This window comes from Bacteroidales bacterium, from assembly GCA_023229505.1.
Taxonomy (GTDB): Bacteria; Bacteroidota; Bacteroidia; order Bacteroidales; family JAGOPY01; genus JAGOPY01.
The window spans coordinates 1-19,704 of sequence record JALNZD010000031.1; the positions used below are offsets into that span (position 1 = coordinate 1).

Genomic DNA, 19,704 nt, shown 5'->3' on the forward strand with positions numbered 1-19,704 from the left:
TCCTCCGGATATTTTTATTGATAAGCTGAACCAGTGATTTCTGGTAGAAAACTTCTTTAACGACCGGCTCCTGCATGAGGGTGCTTTCGATCAGCTCCAGGCTATCGACGTTGGCATAGACTGCCCTTACTCTCAGGTCAATGGATGGAGGGAGCGGGTTGTAGCCGAGGAAATCGATAAAATCCTCGCCCAACTCTGCCGTAAGTTCTCTGGCAGCCTGTTCAGGGGAAATATATTCTGAAGTTTTGACAAAAGCCTTGGCATTGAGACGTTTCTGGAGCAGGATAATATCTTCAACCGGGGCATCTTCTTTGATATAAACCCTGAAACCAATATTCTCCCTGACATAATCAGAAAGTTTTTTGGCGTGAAAAACGGTCAGGGCCAGCAAACCCAGCATTAGCAGAACAAGTGTTATACTCACTACCGTGGTGGCCACACTTGAATGGTATCGTCTGCGGGAATATTTTTCTTCCATGCTCGTCATGGCACGAAGATACCAAATATTCTAAAACAGACCTTCCTTAAATTTTCCTAACTTCGCAGCCTCAAAGATTACAGAACCAACATCCTGAACCATTTATGGAGTATAATTTCAACGAGATCGAAAAGAAATGGCAGCAATATTGGCGGGAGCACAAAACATTCAAGGCTTTCAATACTTCTGACAAGCCCAAATATTATGTGCTCGACATGTTTCCATATCCATCCGGGGCAGGATTGCATGTGGGACATCCGCTGGGTTATATAGCTTCCGATATTTACACCCGTTACAAGCGTTTGCAGGGATTTAACGTACTCCACCCGATGGGATTTGATGCCTATGGCCTGCCGGCAGAGCAGTATGCCATACAGACCGGCACCCATCCGGCCGAAACCACAGCTAAAAACATTGTCCGTTACCGTGAACAACTAGATCAGATCGGCTTTTCGTTCGATTGGGACCGTGAAGTGGTGACCAGCGATCCGTTTTATTACAAATGGACACAATGGACTTTCATCCAGCTTTTCAGGCACTGGTATAACCAGGCGACAAACCGGGCGGAGCCTGTGGAACAGCTTATCACTGTATTTGAAAGCCATGGCAACGCAGATGTGAAAGCTGTTTGTGATCCTGTGGAAAGTTTCACGGCGGCCGATTGGAAAGCAATGACCGAAAAGGAACAGCAGCAGGTTTTAATGAATTACCGCCTCGCTTATTTGTCAGATACCTGGGTGAACTGGTGCCCGGCGCTGGGAACCGTTTTGGCCAATGATGAAGTGAAAGATGGATTCTCGGAACGTGGGGGCCACCCGGTGGAGCGTAAACAGATGAAACAATGGTCGCTGCGAATTTCAGCGTATGCCCAGCGGCTGCTAGACGGGCTCGAGAAACTCGAATGGACGGAGTCACTGAAAGAAGTGCAGCGAAACTGGATCGGCAGGTCGGAAGGGGCTTCGGTGCGTTTTAAGCTTTCCACGAGGAACCTTAACAGTAATCTTGCCGGAACCACCATTGAAGTATTCACCACCAGGCCCGATACCTTGTTTGGCGCTACTTTCATGGTAATGGCCCCGGAACACGAACTTGTCGGACAAATTACGACATCTGATCGAAAAGAGCAGGTGAACGGCTATATCGAATTGGCGAAAAACCGCTCCGAACGCGACCGGATGACGGAAGTGAAGCGCATCACCGGTGAATTTACCGGGGCTTACGGAATCAACCCGTTGACCGGGAAGGAAATCCCGATCTGGGTGGCGGATTACGTCCTTTCGGGTTACGGAACAGGCGCCATCATGGCAGTGCCGGCGCATGACAGCCGCGACTTTGCCTTTGCACGTCATTTCGGGCTTCCTATCATACAGGTAGTCCGCAAGGAAGATGAAGTTCCGGTTGACACCAGCCAATGGTCAGAATCTTATGATGCCAAAGAGGGCATTATGATCAATTCCGGATTCATCAACGGGATGAAAGTCACGGAAGCCATCAAAGCGACCATTCGCAGGATCGGGGAGCTGGGCGCCGGTTACGGTACGGTGAATTACCGGCTGAGGGATGCTATTTTCAGCCGCCAGCGTTATTGGGGAGAACCATTCCCGGTTTACTACAAGGATGGGATGCCTTACCCGCTGGATATAAGCAAGCTGCCGCTGGAACTGCCGGCAGTTGACAAGTATCTCCCCACCGAAACCGGGGAACCGCCGCTGGCAAGGGCAAAGGATTGGAAAACCCCTGAAGGCTGGCCGCTCGAAACGAATACCATGCCCGGGTTTGCCGGCTCCAGCGGGTATTACCTGCGATATATGGATCCGTGGAACGACAAAGCTTATTTTTCAAGGGAAGCCAATGAATATTGGCAGGATATCGACCTGTACGTCGGTGGCGATGAGCACGGGACCGGCCACCTGATTTATTCCCGCTTCTGGAATATGTTCCTGTATGATATAGGGCTGGTCTGCCGGGAAGAACCTTTTAAAAAACTGATCAACCAGGGAAAGATCCAGGGCAGGTCAAGTTTCGTTTACCGCATCAACGGGACCAATACTTTCGTTTCTTATAACCTCAAAGACAATTACGAAACATCAAGCCTCCATGTCGATATCGAAATGGTTGACAATGATATCCTTGATATCGATGCTTTCAGGAAATGGCGCTCTGAATATAAACACTCAGAATTCATCCTGGAAGATGGAAAATATATCTGCGGATGGGAGATCGAAAAAATGTCGAAATCCAAGCATAATGTGCAAAGCCCGGATGACATGATCGCGAAATACGGGGCAGATACGCTTAGGATGTATGAAATGTTCCTTGGGCCTGTCGAACTCTCCAAACCCTGGGATACGAAAGGAATTGAAGGCGTTTTCAGGTTTCTGAAGAAATACTGGCGCATGTTTTATGATGAAAAAGGTGATTTTGCTGTTTCCGGTGATCAGCCAACTCCCGCTGAGCTTAAAATTCTTCATAAAACCATTTTGAGGATCAGGGAAGATATTGAACGTTTTTCATTCAATACCGCTGTTTCCAACTTCATGATCTGCGTGAATGAGCTGACAGACGTGAAATGTAACAAGCGCGAAATCCTGGAACCGCTGAATATCCTGATATCTTCCTTTGCCCCTCATATAGCCGAGGAACTCTGGTCTTGCCTGGGTTATACCGAAAGCATAACTTTCGCAGGTTTCCCTGAATTCAACGAAGAATTTATCCGGGAAAATACGTTTAACTATCCTGTGTCGTTTAATGGTAAGCTAAGGTTCCAGCTTGAACTTCCTGTAGGTATCACTCTGCAGGAAGCTGAAGCCGCGGTAATCACCGCACCTGAGTCACAAAAGTGGCTGGGCGGGAACCCGCCTAAGAAGGTGATTTTTGTGCCAAAGAAGATTATCAATGTAGTAATATGAATTTCAAATTTCAAATTTCAAATTTCCTGCTCTTCTTCTTGCTATCACTGATGATCTTCGGGCAGAATGAATTCAGAAAGGTAGAAAACGAGACCTTTTTGCCTGGTGAATTCCTGAAATACAGGGTTTTTTATGATTCCTGGATAACATATTCTGTGACGGCGGGTTATGGTACGATGGAGATTGATCCTGAGTTTGTGAAAACAAACGGCCGGGAAACATATCATATCACCGTGACAGGTAATTCCGCCGGCCTGTTCAATTTGTTTTACAAGGTCCGCGACCGTTTTGAAACCTTCATTGACCGGGAAGGCATGATGCCCCTGAAGTTTGTCCGCCGCACCCGTGAAGGGAGTTATAAAAAGGATGATGAAGTATTATTTGACCACAACCTGAAAACAGCACGGAGCAAGCGTGCCATAAAAGAGATAACACCTTATGTGCAGGACATCGTTTCGGCCTTTTATTTTGTGCGGACATTGAATTTTGATACGGCTGAAGTGGATGATAAATATTACCTCGATTTTTTTCTGGATGACTCCCTTTACCACAGCGAAATTGTTTTCATGGGAAGAGAATTGGTTGATACTGAATACGGAGCGATCCAGTGCATGAAATTCAAGCCCCGTGTGGCCGTGGGGGAAATCTTCCAGGATCCTTACCCGATGGAGCTCTGGGTAAGCGATGACCGCAACAAGATTCCAGTCCTGATGCGCTCAGCGGTTTTCATCGGCTCGGTAAAGATCGAACTGGTGGAGTACCGGGGGTTGCGGTATCCTTTCGGAGAAAACAGTTCAAATTGATTCATATCATTAAAATACAAACCTCATAATTATGCAAAAATCCATATTAATGCTGCTTCTCCTGGGATTCAGCTTGTCGTCTTCATTAGGACAAAATTCTTACGAAAACGAATGGAAAGAAGTGGAATCATTGGTCCGTAAAGGCCTTCCGCAGTCGGCCCTGAAAATTGTCGATTCCATTTATCTCCAGGCCAAAACCGGCAACAATGCCCCGCAATTCCTCAAAGCGGCCTTGTACCAGATCAAACTGAGATCGGATTACCAGGAGGACTTCATGGAAAGCAGCCTGGAGCAGATCGGGCAGGAACTGGAAAACAGCAATTCCCCGGCCAGGCAGATCCTGTATTCTGTGCAGGCTGAACTTTATTGGCGTTATTACCAGGGTAACAGGTATAAATTCATGGAACGTACAAGGATTTCCAACCCTGACCCGAAAGAAATCAAAACCTGGGATCTACAGACGATGGTGAATGCGGTTTCCCAAAACTATCTGGCTTCAATTAATGATGCAGAACAATTAAAGAAGATCAAACTTGATGAATTTGATCCTATCCTACAGACGGAAAAAGGTTCCAAAATTTACCGGCCGACCCTTTATGATTTTCTGGCGCATCGCGCACTCGAATATTTCATGAATGAAGAGCCTGCGGTTATCAAACCTGCTGCAGGATTCTATCTCGATCAGGAAGTATTCTTTGCCCCGGCCGCGGATTTTGCTGCATATGAATTGAATCCGGCAGGGAAGGATGACCTGAAATGGCAGGCATTGTCGGTTTTCCAGGAATTGATCCGTTTCCACCTGAATGATAAAGATCCTGCCGCCTTGATTGATGTTGACCTGCTCAGGATAAAATTTGCGGATCAATATTCGGTGTTGCCCAATCATCATGATCTATACCTGAAAGCATTGCAAAACCTTCAAAGCAGTTATCCAACCGACCCGCATTCCGCCGGCGTAGCTTATGAGATTGCCCTCGAATACAATAGAAGAGGTGCTGAATATAACCCGCATTTATCTGATAATAACCGCTGGGCAATAAAAAGTGCGAAAGAAACCTGTGAAAAAACTATAAGCAATTTTCCCGGCAGCGACGGGGCTCAGAACTGTTCGATACTGCTCAGCCAGATTACTGAGCCATCCCTGGCTTTTACTGTTAATTATGCCAATCTGCCTGATCTTCCCTTTTTAGGTTCCCTTACTTTCAAAAACACTTCAACATTGTTTTTCAGGGTGATCAGGATCAGTCCGGAGGAAGACCGGGACCTTCGTCAAAAGGAGCGTGGCGAAACCATCATCTCAAAATACAAGTCAATCAGGCCTGTTAAAGAATGGACACTGAAATTACCCGAAGAAGGTGATTTTCAGGCACATAACACACAGATCAGGATTCCGGCCCTTCCCAAGGGATATTACGTTATCCTTATTTCGGATAACCAGGATTTTTCTATTGATGGGAAGTCAGTCGCTTATACATCTTGCTGGATTACCAGTATCAGCTATATAAGTGAGGGCAATCAGCCGGACGGCAAAATGGAATTTTTTGTGCTCGACAGGGATAAGGGAACACCCCTTAAGGAAGTTAAAGCACAGGCCTTTGTCAGGGAGTATGATTACCTATCAAGGTCATACAACAATAAAGCGTTCAATTTCTTTTATTCGGATGATAAGGGTTATTTCTCGATTCCATCTTATGCAAGTGTTTCCAAGTCTTTTTATCTGGAATTTACTCAAGGTGACGAACTCTTCTACACCGAAAACTATTTTCATCTCTATCCGCCTCACAATGAGGAGAAAACAAGGGTGACCACCCATTTCTTCACTGACCGTTCGATATACAGGCCAGGGCAAACGATTTACTTTAAAGGCATTGTCCTTGAAAATACCGGTGCGAAAAGTGAGATCAAACCTGATTTCACTACGGTTGTGACTTTCTATGATGTCAATAACCAGAAAGTTTCCGAATTAGCCATGACAACCAACGAATTCGGCTCTTTTAACGGAACTTTTACGGCACCTTCCGGGGGTCTTACAGGTGAAATGAGCATCCGAAGCGAATCAGGAAATGTGAGTTTTTCTGTTGAAGAATATAAAAGGCCGCGTTTCAGGGTAGAAATAGATCCGCTGGAAGGGAGCTATAAACTGAACGAAGTGGTGAATGTTACCGGTAAAGCAATGACCTATGCCGGCAGTGCAGTAGACCAGGCTGAGGTGACTTACCGGGTGGTCCGGACCGCCAGGTTCCCCGTCTGGCGTAGCTGGTGGAACTGGTTCCCGGCTGTTCCGGAAGTGGAGATCACGAACGGCAAAACGGTTACTGTTGCTGATGGGTCTTTCCGTGTGTCGTTCAATGCAATCCCTGACCTGCAGGTTGATAAGAAATTCCAGCCCGTTTTTAATTATACGGTTTATACCGATGTTACCGATATGACAGGTGAAGTTCGCTCCGCGGAAGAAAGCCTTTCGGTTGGATATCAGTCCTTGTTGATGGATCTGAATATCCCGGAAAAACTGGACATCAGCAAAAATAAATCATTCAGAATGACGGTGACAAACCTTAACAATCAACCTGTTACCACAGATGTAAAGATTACCGTTTATCCGCTTGATGCCCCTGCCAGGCTGATCCGGGAGAGATCATGGGGAAGGCCGGATGTGTTTGTCATGAGCAGGGATGAATTTCTGAAAGAATTTCCTTATACATTATATGATAATGAGAATGATCCGGATACCTGGAAGCGAAAAGACATCTTATTGGACAAAGCTTTAAATTCGGGGAAAGACTCCGTTTTCACGATTGAAAACCTGGGTGACTGGATGGAAGGCGAATATTTGCTGATCATAGAAGCTACAGATGCTTTCGGGGAAAAAGTGGAGGTAAAAAAATATTTCACGGCATTCAACCCGGAAAACAAGCAAATGCCATCAAACCGGCCATTCTGGCATGCCATGCTGAAGAACAGCGGCGAGCCGGGCGATACGGCCTCATTTATCGTTGGAACGGCAGAAAAAAATGTAAAGCTGCTTTATGAGGTTGTGAATAATGGCAAATTGATCAGCCGGAAATGGCTGGACCTTAACCAGGAAAAAACAAGGCTGGAAATACCCATCCGGGAAGAATACCGGGGTAATTTCTTTGTGAACCTGGCCTTTGTAAGAGGTAACCACAGTTACCAGCTTACGGAAAAGATCACCGTACCTTTTACTGATAAGGAGCTGAAAATCACCACAGAAACATTCCGCGATAAGCTGACGCCCGGGCAGGAAGAGGAATGGAAACTGCGGATAACGGGGATGAAAGGTGAAAAAGTGGCCGCCGAACTGCTCGCTTCGATGTACGACGCTTCACTCGATGCTTTCAGGGAGCATCAATGGATATTTGAGCTCTACCCGTTCCGGAACAGCTCAGGTGGCTGGAATGTTATGGATGCTTTCACGCAGGCTAACAGCCATTTGGTTTCCCAAAAGCCCCGGCTCGATCTTTCACCGGCTATCCAGTCTTATGATCACCTCAATTGGTTTGGCTTTAACTATTATGGTGGGCCTTATCCGCGGTACATTGACGGAATGCAGCTGAGGTCGGCCATGGCAGTGCCCGGAATGGATGGCAAGGTAGAAAAAAATGTTGCAGAAGCAATAATACCTATTACAGGCCAGGAAAAACCTGAAGAGCCGGTAAAAGTAACCGTGAAAACCCCGGAAGTGCCCATCCGGAGAAATTTTGCAGAAACGGCATTCTTTTTCCCGGCATTAAGGACAGATGAGAATGGTGATGTCATTTTAAAATTCACCGTCCCAGAATCCCTGACAGCCTGGAAAATGATGGCCCTGGCCTATACTAAAGATCTGAAAATTGGCCAGTTGGAAAAAGAAATTGTCACCCGAAAAGATCTTATGGTGATGACCAATGCCCCCCGCTTCTTCCGGGAAGGCGACCGGATCGCTTTCTCGGCCAAAGTGGTCAGCATGGCGGATATCAAGCTGCAGGGACAGGTGCAGGCTGAATTTTTCGATGCCTATACAATGAAATTGATCGATACATTGATGGGAAACCTGCTTAAAAGCAGGGACTTTTCAGTCGAGACAGGCAACAGCGGGGTTTACCGTTGGGATATCAGCATACCCGATGGCGTTGAAGCCATCGTATGCCGCGTAAAAGCAACAGCAGGCGATTTCGCGGACGGCGAAGAGATAGTCGTGCCGGTATTGCCGAACCGTATGCTGGTCACTGAAACCCTGCCATTGCCTATTAGCGGAAAAGGAACGAAGAACTTTAAATTCAGCAAACTGGCAGAATCGGGCAAATCAAACACCATAAAGAGTTACAGGTTAACACTGGAGTTTACTTCAAACCCCGCCTGGTACGCGGTACAGGCATTACCGTACCTGGTCGAAAACCCTCACGAGAGTTCAGATGGCCTGTTTTCGCGATATTATGCCAATTCCCTGGCTGCTTTCATTGCTAATTCCAATCCAAAGATCAGACAGGTCTTTGAAAACTGGAAGAACCTCACGCCGGATGCCCTGCTTTCAAACCTGGAGAAAAACCAGGAGCTGAAAGCTGTCCTTATTGCCGAAACCCCCTGGGTGATGGAAGCCAGGAATGAAACGGAACGCAAGAAGCGCATCGCCCTGCTCTTTGACCTCAACCGGATGGCCAATGAACAGCAGGCTTCCCTTGAAAAGCTCCGGCAGATGCAATCTCCCAATGGTGGCTGGTCATGGTTTGAAGGCATGCCCGATAACCGCTATATTACCCAGCTTATCGTTACAGGCTTTGGCAAACTGCAACAGCTGCAAGTGATTGACCTGAAACGGGAACCAAACCTGGTTAATATAATCCAGCGGGCTTTCTCTTACCTGGACGAGCGGATAAAAGAGGACTACAATTATATCGTCGAGCATGATAAAGACAAGTTGAATGAGAATCATCTCGGCTGCACGCAGGTTCAGTATTTGTATGCTTACAGTTACCTGAGAGATTTTGTTGAAATCAATTCTGCAAGCAAGGATGCTTTTGAGTATTTCAAAGGCCAGGCGGCACAATACTGGATTGACCAGAATAAATATATCCAGGGGATGATAGCGATTGCCCTGAACCGGATGGGATTTGCGGATACACCGACCGGAATCGTCAACTCATTGAAGGAGAATGCGCTGTTTTCGGAAGAGATGGGTATGTACTGGCGTGATGTGGAGGGATATTACTGGCAGGAAGCGCCGGTGGAAAGGCAGGCGATGCTGATCGAAGCTTTTTCGGAGGTAACCAATGACCAGGTTGCAGTGGAGCAGATGAAGATGTGGCTGCTCAAGCAAAAGCAGACACAGGACTGGAAGACCTCGAGGGCTACGGCCGATGCGGTTTACGCCTTGCTGCTTCGCGGTGTTGACCTTTTAGCCAGTAACCAGCTTGTGGAAGTCACGATGGGAAATGAAAAGATCGACCCGTTAACGATGGATGGCGTTGAAGTGCAGGCCGGAACAGGATATTTCCAGGTCAGCAAGACCGGAACTGAGATCAGGCCGGAAATGGGCAATGTCAAAGTGGTCAAGAAAGATGAGGGCATCGCCTGGGGAGCAGTTTACTGGCAGTATTTCGAAAATCTCGATAAGATTACACCGGCTAAAACCCCGTTAAACCTTGAAAGGGAATTGTATGTCGAACGCAACACCGCTTCCGGCCCGGTCCTGGAGCCGGTTTTCGAGAACAGCATCCTGAAAACGGGTGATAAGGTCAAAGCAAGGATAATAATCCGCGTTGACAGAGACATGGAATATGTCCACATGAAAGATATGCGTGCCGCGGCTTTTGAGCCCGTCGATGTACTGTCAGGTTATCGCTACCAGGGAGGTCTTGGATATTATGAGTCCATCAAAGATGCTTCGGTAAATTTCTATTTCGATTACCTGAGAAAAGGGACATATGTCTTTGAATACCCGCTGAATGTGACGCAGAAAGGCGAGTTTTCCAACGGCATCACCTCCATCCAGTGCCTTTATGCGCCGGAGTTCAGCGCTCATTCGGAAGGGTTGAGGGTGACGGTGGAATGATTGATCTAACCATTCAACTCATAGCCTGTGCTTCTTCCTCCTGCGGCTTCTTTTCGAAGGATACCCTTTGAAATCAGGTCTGTCATATCGCGCAACGCTGTATCAGCAGAACATTTATTGATAATAGCCCATTTGGAAGAGGTAAGCTTACCTTCAAACCCTTCAAGCAACTTATTGATCATCAGCCGCTGCCTCTCATTCATGATCACTGATCTGTTGCTTTCCCAGAACTTTGCTTTGAATAATACCTTCGAAAGGGTTGTATCGGTGGCCGATAAAGCATTATTCAGGCAATACAGAAACCAATGCAACCATTCGGTCACATCCAAGCCGCCCTTTTGGGTCTTTTCAAGAATATTGTAATAAGCCTTCTGCTCATGCCTGATCTGGGCTGACATGCTGTAAAACCGCTGTTTGCTACCATCGGCCCGTGCAAGCTGCATGTCGGCAATTGCCCGGGCAATTCTTCCGTTTCCATCGTCAAATGGATGGACTATAACAAACCACACATGCGCAATGCCTGCTTTGATCACCGGATCAAGGGTTTCAGCCGTGTTAAACCAATCCAGGAAAGCCTTCATTTCTTTATCAAGGTCGACAGCAGCAGGAGCCTGGTAATGCACCCTTTCTTTTCCGTATGCCCCGGAAACAACCTGCATTGGTCCCGATTCGTCTTTCCTCCAGTCACCGACGGTGATCTTATAAATTCCGCTTCTGCCGGTCGGAAACAAAGCAGCTTGCCAGTTGAACAGCCGAGCTGGTGTGAGTGGTTGTTCAGCGTGCTGTGTTGCGTCCAGCGTCATTTGAACCACACCTTCCACATACCTGTCTGATGGATCCAAACCTGCAACATCCATTCCCAGGTGCCTTGCAATCGATGAGCGTACCTGGTCGGATGGCAATATAACGCCCTCTATTTCAGTAGATTTCAACACGTCAAGTGTCAGGGTTTCCAGTAAGGCTTCTTCTCTTAATGAAAAGCCCAAAACCTCCATTTTCCCCATTAGTTTCCCTTGCAGGTTTCTGACCGTTCCCAGTATGCCGGATATTCGCTCATAATTCCAGGTAAAATTTGGCCAGTCTTGTTGTTGATAAATGTAAGTGCTCATTCTACGCAAAATATGCGGCAAATATAATGATAATCTCCGCAATATCTGCGGTGAATAAGATAATTATTCTCCGCACTTTCATTAAATTTATCAGCCAAATGCACGAAACAAATCCGCGAAAATCATTTATAATTGATCAGAATTATCAATTTTTAATCCAAATTCCGGTGACTATCCGGGAATTCTCAAATTTAACCACATAACAATAAAATGAATTCTTCAAAAAAGAAGTTTGAATATCGAATATCTGCCCGGGATTTTTAACAGAATAGACATTGAATCCCAGAGAATTATACATCTCAAAAGAACTGACAGGCATTTCTGCTTCAACACTAATACAACTGATTTTTAAATTAATTATTTTTGAAAAGTGATATGCTCTTTAACTGAAATGGTGGTATATAATTGAATTGAAATTTACAATCAGGTATGATAGAATTTGCATATAGGTAATGGTTATCAGGTAAATCTACCAAGATACTTTGGTTTTGGCGATATGTGCCGGTTGTCTGAATTCTATATACCTTTTGCCAAATAATTTCAAAATCAGTCGTTAATTTGCAGAACCATTGAAACTTACTGGTTTTATTACCAGCGGTGTCAAGGCTCCAGGCATCACCACCGATAACGAGGTTTCCTGCATTGTCATATAGCAAAGCTAAGTAGTATAGCAAAGTATCCGGTTTTTGGTAATTCCAACGCAAGGTATCACCGTCATTGGTAATCTTGTATAAATTAGAACTACCATTATTAAATGTCCAGTTGGGCTTTTCTGCCTTCCAGAGAATAAAAAATATTTCTCCTTCCGGGGTACAAGCTATGGGTCCGCATACTTCATCATGGTTTCGGGAATTAAATATGAGTTCCATAGATGGTTGTGCATGAGCCAATAATGACAATAAAGTTGAAATAATTAGTACTATTATTTTCGATAAAATAGTAATGTGCTTCATTTCAGTCCGGATAAAATTATCGCGACTTATTGTTCATATAAACAAAAGTAGCATCATTTTGGAATTCTTTGATAATCATCTAAATATCTTTAAAAACCGTTTGCTATTATATGTGCTTTCAATTTTATTTTAATACAACACATCATTAACCACTAACTAAGGCACTAAGAACACTCAGGTACACTAGGATTTGGGTAGTTTGGAAAATTCTGCTGTAACAAGCGGAATCATTTGCTCTACGATATTTTCACAATGAAAGTTGAGTAATAACCCTTTCGGTTTACCTGTTAGTTTCAAATAAGATAGTAGTTGTGCTTTATATAACGGAATCATTACATCAACAGCTCTTAATTCAATAATAATCAGGTCATTGACCAAGAGATCAAGCTTTAACGGACCGCCTAGAACTTTTCCTTTATATTTTATCGATACGTATAGCTGAGATTGAACAATCAGACCGGAATCTGATAATTCTTCGATCAGACATGTTTGATACACAGATTCTAATAGCCCCGGACCCAGATTTTTGTGCACTTCAATAGCCCAGCCCACAATTTTGTAAGCAATATCGTTAATATATTTTTGCGTAATCATTTCCTTAGTGTTTCTAAGTGTTCTTAATGCCTTAGTGGTTAAAAAAATGCAATCGCACCATACACTATTAATTACATATTCCCTCCAAATATACCCGCCCTTGTTAATAAAAATCAAAAGTACTTGAGATGCCAACTCAATTCAAGCTAATTTTGCCCTGAAACCTTTGTCATATAATGATTCTATATGAATTGAACGGAATTTTAAGATGCCGTCTCAATAACATATGGAAAAACAAGAAGCACGATTTAAATCTGAAATTTGAAAATCCGGCACTACACCATCCCGATCTTTATCCCGCAGCTTGCCTGCCCGTTCCAGTGTGTGTTCTGCAACCAGGAAAAGATCACCAGCAGGGGACATATTCCGGATGTGAATGAAGTGCGGTCAATCATAGATGAGCATCTTTCGACCTTTCCAAAAGGAAACAAGCATATTGAAATTGGTTTCTTCGGGGGAAATTTCACCGGAATACCCATTGAAGACCAGGAAAAATATCTGCAGGTGGCACAGCCTTACCTGGAACAAAGGATTGTCGGCGGTTTGCGCCTTTCCACACGCCCTGATTATATCGATGAAAAAGTCCTTGGGCTTCTGAAAAAGTATGACGTAACGACGATCGAACTTGGTGCGCAATCGATGGATAATGATGTATTGATACAATCAGCCCGGGGGCATACGGCAGAGGATGTTGAAAAGGCCTCCCGGAGGATCATTTCAGCGGGTTTCAGGCTTGGATTACAGATGATGGTTGGCCTGCCGGGAGATACGCTGGAGAAAGCCATTTATACAGCGCGAAAGATCATCAGTCTCGGGGCAAAAGAAACCAGGATCTATCCCGCTTTGGTGATAAAAGGGACGAAGATGGAAGAATGGTACAACCAGGGGAGTTACAAGCCACTTCCCATGGAAGAGGCCATCTTTTGGGTGAAAACGATCCTGCCTCTTTTTGAAGAAGCCGGCGTAGAGGTTAGCCGGGTGGGGCTTCATTCTTCAACCGGACTGCTGTCCGGTAAAGAACTGGTGGCAGGCCCATTTCACACCTCCTTCCGCGAATTGGCGATGACCGAAGTTTGGTGGGACCGGCTGAATGTCCTTCTTCACGAAGAAAAGAAAAACAAAATCAGCATTTCTGTTCATCCTTCACAATATAATTTTGCCATCGGGTATTACGGGAAAAACAGGAAACGCCTGATGAATCATTTCCCGGAAGTCATCTTCCAAAAAAATCCACTACTTAAAGAAAACAAGTTTCATGTTGATTATTATTGATCATAAGATATCGTCTGTGGCGAAGGAAAAGCTTTCGTTTTACGGGGAATTGCTTGAATTGAAGACCGAAGGCATCACCTACCCGGCCATTTCGGATCACCCGGATATTTTTATCTGCCAATCTGCCGGAAAGTTAATCGTTGCCCCCAATCTCCCGGAAGAATATCTTACAAAACTTAAAAGCTATTTTCCTGATGTGATTACCGGTGAATTCCCTGTCGGAAAAGAATATCCGGCCACATCCCGTTATAATGCCGTAGTCACCCCAAATCATCTTATCCATAACTTCCGTCATACCGATTTCATGATCACAAGAACACTGGAAGATTTGCGTCCTATCCATGTCGACCAGGGCTACTGCCGCTGTAATTTGCTGCCTTTGAAAGACGATCATTTCATTACGTCTGATGAAGGGATATACAAGGTTTTATCGCGAAATAACATGGATGTGCTATATGTTTCCCCCGAAGGCATTCACCTCGAAGGCTTTCCTAATGGATTTTTCGGCGGATGTTGCGGAGTTTGGGAGGATAAGGTTTTTGTGAACGGGAGTCTGAATCATTTCCAGGAAAGGGAGAAAGTACGGAATTATCTTGGGAATTTGGGTTACGAGATCGTTGAATTATATGATGGTCCTTTGGAAGATTGCGGGAGTATATTTTTTGTCATAAAGTAGTCATAAAGTGGTCATAAAGTGGTCATTAGGTTGTCATTAGTCAATGGTCATTGGTAGTTTTTAGGTAGTTGTAGGGTTCACCGGCCGGTGAACCCTACAGGCGAATCTACTGTCCAACTGTCAACTGCCAACTGCCAACTTTTCCCTATCTTCGCATCTTCAATTCATTAACAACCTGAATTATGCTCAGAACGCATACCTGTGGCGAACTCCGCCTCTCTGATGCCGGCAAAACCGTGACCCTGACCGGCTGGGTGCAACGCTCCCGCGACCTCGGCGGTATGACTTTCATAGACCTGCGCGACCGCTATGGCCTGACGCAACTGGCTTTTAACATGGAATCCAATTCAGAGCTCTGCCTTATGGCCCGGAAATTAGGACGGGAATTTGTGATTCTCGCCTCCGGAAAAGTCATCGAAAGAAGCAGCAAAAACCTGAAGATCCCTACGGGCGAGATCGAGATTTTTGTCGAAAAGCTGGAAGTGCTGAATACTTCCAAAGTGCCGCCGTTTACCATTGAGAATGAGACCGACGGTGGCGAAGAGCTGCGGATGCGTTACCGTTACCTCGACCTGCGACGTGCACCGCTGCGCCGTAATTTGGAGCTGCGCCACCGGATGGCTATCGAGACCCGTAACTATATGGATTCGCAGGGATTCCTGGAAATTGAAACGCCTTTCCTGATCAAATCCACCCCGGAAGGGGCAAGGGATTTTGTGGTACCTTCAAGGGTGCACAATGGCGAGTTTTATGCATTGCCGCAATCGCCCCAGACCTTCAAACAGATCCTGATGGTGGCAGGATACGACCGCTACTACCAGATCGTCCGGTGCTTCCGCGATGAGGACCTTCGCGCCGACCGCCAGCCGGAATTTACCCAGATCGACTGTGAAATGGCTTTTGTTACCCAGGAAGATATTTTATCGACTTTCGAAGGCCTGGCCAAACATCTGTTCATGAAGATTAAGGGCTTTGAAACAGGACCTTTCCCCAGGATAACGTTTGCCGATGCCATGAAATACTATGGCTCGGATAAACCCGATATCCGCTTTGAGATGAAATTTGTCGAACTGAGTGACCTGGTTAAGGAAAAAGGCTTTCTGGTATTTGATGATGCCGAATTGGTGGTGGGGATTTGTGCTGCAGGTTGTGCGGAATACTCCCGCAAGCAGCTCGACGAGCTTACAGACTTCGTGAAACGTCCGCAGACAGGGGCTAAAGGGATGATCTATCTTCAATACAAACAAGATGGGACTTATAAATCTTCGGTAGATAAGTTCTATTCCCCGGAAGAACTGCAAAAAATCGCCAAAGCCTTTGATGCAAAGCCAAATGATTTGATCCTGATCCTGGCTGGCGAAGCTCACAAAACCCGCAAGGCTCTTAATGAACTTCGGCTGGAGATGGGAAGCCGCCTTGGCCTGCGTGATCCGAATACTTATAAACCGCTCTGGGTGGTCGATTTCCCATTGCTCGAATGGAATGAGGAAAGCCTGCGCTTTTACGCCATGCACCATCCCTTCACTTCCCCGAAACCGGAAGACATTCCCTTGCTGGATACCGACTCCGGCAAAGTACGGGCCAATGCTTACGATCTGGTCATCAATGGCGTGGAGATCGGCGGAGGATCTATCCGTATCCATAACAAGGAGCTTCAGAAGAAAATGTTCCAGATCCTCGGTTTCACTGATGAGGATGCCCAGAACCAGTTTGGTTTCCTGATGAATGCCTTCGAATACGGAGCCCCGCCGCATGGAGGTATTGCTTTCGGTTTTGACCGTTGGGTGGCCATGTTCAGCGGCGTGGATTCCATCCGGGACGTCATTGCTTTTCCGAAGAACAATGCAGGCCAGGATATGATGATTGATTCACCTGCGGAAATTTCAGCCGAACAGCTTAAGGAGCTTGGTATTGAAGTCAGTGGTCGGCGGTCGGCGGTCGGCGGTCAATAGTTCTTCATTAATCATGGATCGTGTTTCATGCATCGGTTAATCCCAAATTCCCATTAGCTCCCTGATCAATCTCGGGATATCAGTATTATCAATATATCCCGAAAACCTTTCAGCTCCGGTACCGATCGTATAAACCGGCACATTCACACAAGTATGGGCATTAGAAGACCATGCGATACCTGCTTTTTTATCAAGGATCCCGACTGCAATATCCATAAATGGCTCAGCTTCACCATAAATGCCTTTTTCCGCAACTGTATGATAAACACTTTCAACAAAGGACTTTTTAAGTTGTGAAATTTCATTTTCAGTGAGGAGTGTATTACGCTGGCGACTGTTCAAACCCATATCACTTTCCAGGACCTTCAGCATTTTGTTGAAATCTGCCTCGGAATCCCCGGATTTGTTCACCCTGAACTGGGCGACGATCTTGTTCAATTCCTCCACCGATGATTTCTGGTATTTCAGCAATCCGAAATGAGACTCATAGCCTGTTTCCACGTTGCCTAATGCCAGGCCGCCGGTTTCGTGATCTGCGGTCACGATGATCAAGGTTTCATCAGGGTGTTTCTCATAAAAAGCTACTGCATTCCCGATGGCCTTATCAAAAGCTATTACTTCCTGGATGACGGCAGCACCATCATTCTTATGGCCCGCCCAGTCGATCTTTCCGCCTTCAACCATCATGAAAAACCCTTTTTCATTATCCAGCATGCTGATAGCTTTCGAGGTGTAATCAGCTAAGGTAAAATCACCAGGCTCCATATCCAGTGAAAAGGGTAACGATCCTTCACTGGCCGGCCTGGGTGACAAAACCAAAGTCTTGCCACCTCCCGGCGCCAGCTTTTCAAATCCTTCACGCGTATTGACAACATTAAAGCCATTTTCCCTGGCAAGCTGGACCAGCTTGACCTCTTTCCCCTGCCAGGTGCCTTCCGGGTTCAGGAAACCACCGCCGGCAAAAAAATCAAAATTGCTCTGGGTCAGCTCTACCCCGATTTCGAAGTACATATCACGGTCAGGCTGATGGGCGTAGAAAACTGAAGGGGTGGCATGATCAATCGATGTACTGGTCACAACGCCCACTTTATAACCGTCTCTTTTGGCTTTGGTGGCAATGGATTCATAAGGCAAAGACCCCGAAGGATCCATGGATATGCGGCCAATATTGGTTTTATGGCCTGTGGCCAGCGCCGTTCCTGCGGCCGCTGAACAGGTAATCATCTGGTTATTGGCATACGTGCTTACTAATCCAACCTGTGGAAATTTCGTGAAATTCAGGTGCTCGAAACCAATCTTGTCTTCAAGAGCTGCCAGATAAGCTTCTGTTAAATTTACCTGGGCCAGTCCCATTCCATCACCAATAAATAAAAACACATATTTTACTTTTTGAGGATCATCGCCGGAAGGTAATATGGCAAAAACCCTTGAATTCAGGGCAAAAACCGTGAGGAAGACGATGAGGAGACGGATAAGGAAAATTCTTCTTTTCATAAATTAAATTTCAGTCGATGAACCGCAAAAATACTAAGAAAAAGGGTTTCCAACCCATCAAAAAATCGGTGTAACTTTGCCGCCATGGATCAAAAGCTGAATTCAAGGGATATTGAGATCATGGCACCGGTGGGTTCTTATGAATCCCTGGCGGCTGCCATTCAGGGAAGAGCGGATTCTGTTTATTTCGGCATCGGGCAGCTGAACATGCGTTCCAAATCTACCCTGAATTTTACTTCTGAAGACCTTAAATCCATATCAGAAATATGCCGTGAAAACCATATCCGCTCTTATATCACCCTTAATTCCGTGATATTCGACGAAGAACTGGACATCATGCGGGCAATTATCGGGGAGGCAAAAAATACCGGGATCACTGCTATTATCGCTTCCGACCAGGCTGCTATCCAATATGCCGCAAAGGTTGGAATGGAGGTCCATATGTCTACCCAAACCAATATCACCAACATCGAAGCAGTCCGCTACTATGCAAAATATGCTGATGTTATGGTCACAGCTCGTGAGCTGAACCTGGATCAGGTCAAAGCTATAACGGCAACAGTTGAAAAGGAGCAGATCAAAGGGCCTGACGGGCAGTTGGTGAAAATTGAAATTTTTGCTCATGGGGCCTTATGTATGGCAGTATCAGGGAAATGCTACCTGAGCCTCGATAACCTGAATTCATCGGCCAACCGGGGCGCATGCCTGCAGGTCTGTCGCAGGCCTTACAAGGTTTTTGACCGGGATGGGGAAATTGAGTTGGAGATCGACAATCAATACATCATGTCGCCTAAGGACTTGAAAACTATTGATTTTATTGATAAGATACTCGGTGCTGGCGTTAAAGTCCTGAAGATTGAAGGCCGCGGCCGTTCACCGGAATATGTTAAAACGGTCACCCGTTGTTATAGAGAGGCAGTAGATGCTTATTTTAAAGGTACTTATAATGCAGATAAAATCAGGCAATGGAACCTGGATTTGGAGAAGGTTTACAACCGTGGTTTCTGGGATGGTTATTACCTGGGTAGAAAGATGGGGGAATGGGCCGGGCAATATGGTTCCCAGGCGACCAGAAAAAAAGTTTATGTGGGAAAGATCATGAATTATTATTCCAAACCCGGGATCGCGGAGGTTAAGGTAGAAGCGCAGCCTCTCAGGGTCGGGGATGAGATACTTATAATCGGGCCTACCACTGGTGTTTGCGAAGATAAAGTCAGGGAGATATGGCTGCATGAGAAAATGGTCGATAAAACCGTCAAAGGGGATCTGTGCACCCTCCCGGTAGGGACATTTCTCAGGCCGTCGGATAAACTTTATAAATGGATCGATTCAAAAGAAGTACGGGCACAGGCTGATTAAAAAGAAACTGCCCCGGGAAATAGCCGGGGCAGTGACCAGTTTTGCCAAACCTTAAG

Annotated in this window: 12 protein-coding genes; 7 read left to right on the plus strand and 5 right to left on the minus strand. The window is 45.8% G+C overall.

Annotated elements, in window-relative coordinates:
- The coding region (locus tag M0Q51_11395; GenBank protein MCK9400581.1) for a permease-like cell division protein FtsX at positions 1-487 on the minus strand (487 nt) is incomplete at its 3' end.
- Positions 488-582: 95 nt separating this feature from the next.
- Here M0Q51_11395 and leuS point away from each other — a divergent pair.
- Genes leuS through M0Q51_11410 form a run of 3 tightly spaced genes read left to right on the plus strand, consistent with a single transcriptional unit; the run spans position 583 to position 10,239 of the window.
- Positions 583-3,387 (plus strand): leucine--tRNA ligase, encoded by a 2,805-nt coding sequence (gene leuS / locus M0Q51_11400; protein ID MCK9400582.1) that lies wholly within the window; start codon positions 583-585, stop codon positions 3,385-3,387.
- On the plus strand, positions 3,384-4,190 hold the full coding sequence (locus M0Q51_11405) for a DUF3108 domain-containing protein (GenBank protein MCK9400583.1): 807 nt from the start codon (positions 3,384-3,386) through the stop codon (positions 4,188-4,190). The genes leuS and M0Q51_11405 overlap by 4 nt, the downstream gene beginning before the upstream one ends.
- Positions 4,191-4,221: 31 nt before the next feature.
- Positions 4,222-10,239: an MG2 domain-containing protein gene (locus M0Q51_11410; GenBank protein ID MCK9400584.1), complete on the plus strand. Its 6,018-nt coding sequence runs from the start codon at positions 4,222-4,224 to the stop codon at positions 10,237-10,239.
- Between the two features lie 5 nt (positions 10,240-10,244).
- Here the strand turns inward: M0Q51_11410 and M0Q51_11415 are convergent, their stop codons facing one another.
- The 3 genes from M0Q51_11415 to M0Q51_11425 form a co-directional block, all read right to left on the minus strand.
- Positions 10,245-11,348, minus strand: coding sequence for a Fic family protein (locus tag M0Q51_11415; GenBank protein MCK9400585.1), 1,104 nt, complete (start codon positions 11,346-11,348; stop codon positions 10,245-10,247).
- A gap of 353 nt (positions 11,349-11,701) precedes the next feature.
- Positions 11,702-12,301 carry a hypothetical protein gene (locus M0Q51_11420; GenBank protein MCK9400586.1) on the minus strand — a complete coding sequence of 200 codons (600 nt, stop codon included), beginning with the start codon at positions 12,299-12,301 and terminating at the stop codon, positions 11,702-11,704.
- Positions 12,302-12,484: 183 nt separating this feature from the next.
- Positions 12,485-12,895 (minus strand): GxxExxY protein, encoded by a 411-nt coding sequence (locus M0Q51_11425; GenBank protein ID MCK9400587.1) that lies wholly within the window; start codon positions 12,893-12,895, stop codon positions 12,485-12,487.
- A gap of 261 nt (positions 12,896-13,156) precedes the next feature.
- Between M0Q51_11425 and M0Q51_11430 the strand changes: the two genes are divergently transcribed.
- From M0Q51_11430 to aspS, 3 genes are all read left to right on the plus strand, one after another.
- Entirely contained in the window at positions 13,157-14,167 is a 1,011-nt protein-coding gene (locus M0Q51_11430; protein ID MCK9400588.1) for a radical SAM protein, read from the plus strand.
- Complete coding sequence (locus M0Q51_11435; GenBank protein ID MCK9400589.1) at positions 14,151-14,843, plus strand: hypothetical protein; 693 nt, start codon at positions 14,151-14,153, stop codon at positions 14,841-14,843. The genes M0Q51_11430 and M0Q51_11435 overlap by 17 nt, the downstream gene beginning before the upstream one ends.
- Positions 14,844-15,025: 182 nt before the next feature.
- Positions 15,026-16,795 carry an aspartate--tRNA ligase gene (gene aspS / locus M0Q51_11440; GenBank protein MCK9400590.1) on the plus strand — a complete coding sequence of 590 codons (1,770 nt, stop codon included), beginning with the start codon at positions 15,026-15,028 and terminating at the stop codon, positions 16,793-16,795.
- Between the two features lie 36 nt (positions 16,796-16,831).
- Here aspS and M0Q51_11445 read toward each other — a convergent pair whose 3' ends face one another.
- Positions 16,832-18,289: an alkaline phosphatase gene (locus M0Q51_11445; GenBank protein MCK9400591.1), complete on the minus strand. Its 1,458-nt coding sequence runs from the start codon at positions 18,287-18,289 to the stop codon at positions 16,832-16,834.
- 84 nt (positions 18,290-18,373) lie between these two features.
- Here M0Q51_11445 and M0Q51_11450 point away from each other — a divergent pair, with 84 nt between their 5' ends.
- A complete protein-coding gene (locus tag M0Q51_11450; protein ID MCK9400592.1) occupies positions 18,374-19,648 on the plus strand; it encodes a U32 family peptidase in 1,275 nt (424 codons plus the stop codon).
- The last annotated feature ends 56 nt before the right edge of the window (positions 19,649-19,704 follow it).

Coding starts and splice junctions, on each gene's coding strand:
- M0Q51_11425 (MCK9400587.1), bottom strand. CDS start 12,895: ATGATTACGCAAAAATATATTAACGATATTGCTTACAAAATTGTGGGC.
- leuS (MCK9400582.1), top strand. CDS start 583: ATGGAGTATAATTTCAACGAGATCGAAAAGAAATGGCAGCAATATTGG.
- aspS (MCK9400590.1), top strand. CDS start 15,026: ATGCTCAGAACGCATACCTGTGGCGAACTCCGCCTCTCTGATGCCGGC.
- M0Q51_11445 (MCK9400591.1), bottom strand. CDS start 18,289: ATGAAAAGAAGAATTTTCCTTATCCGTCTCCTCATCGTCTTCCTCACG.
- M0Q51_11410 (MCK9400584.1), top strand. CDS start 4,222: ATGCAAAAATCCATATTAATGCTGCTTCTCCTGGGATTCAGCTTGTCG.
- M0Q51_11415 (MCK9400585.1), bottom strand. CDS start 11,348: ATGAGCACTTACATTTATCAACAACAAGACTGGCCAAATTTTACCTGG.
- M0Q51_11450 (MCK9400592.1), top strand. CDS start 18,374: ATGGATCAAAAGCTGAATTCAAGGGATATTGAGATCATGGCACCGGTG.
- M0Q51_11420 (MCK9400586.1), bottom strand. CDS start 12,301: ATGAAGCACATTACTATTTTATCGAAAATAATAGTACTAATTATTTCA.
- M0Q51_11435 (MCK9400589.1), top strand. CDS start 14,151: ATGTTGATTATTATTGATCATAAGATATCGTCTGTGGCGAAGGAAAAG.
- M0Q51_11405 (MCK9400583.1), top strand. CDS start 3,384: ATGAATTTCAAATTTCAAATTTCAAATTTCCTGCTCTTCTTCTTGCTA.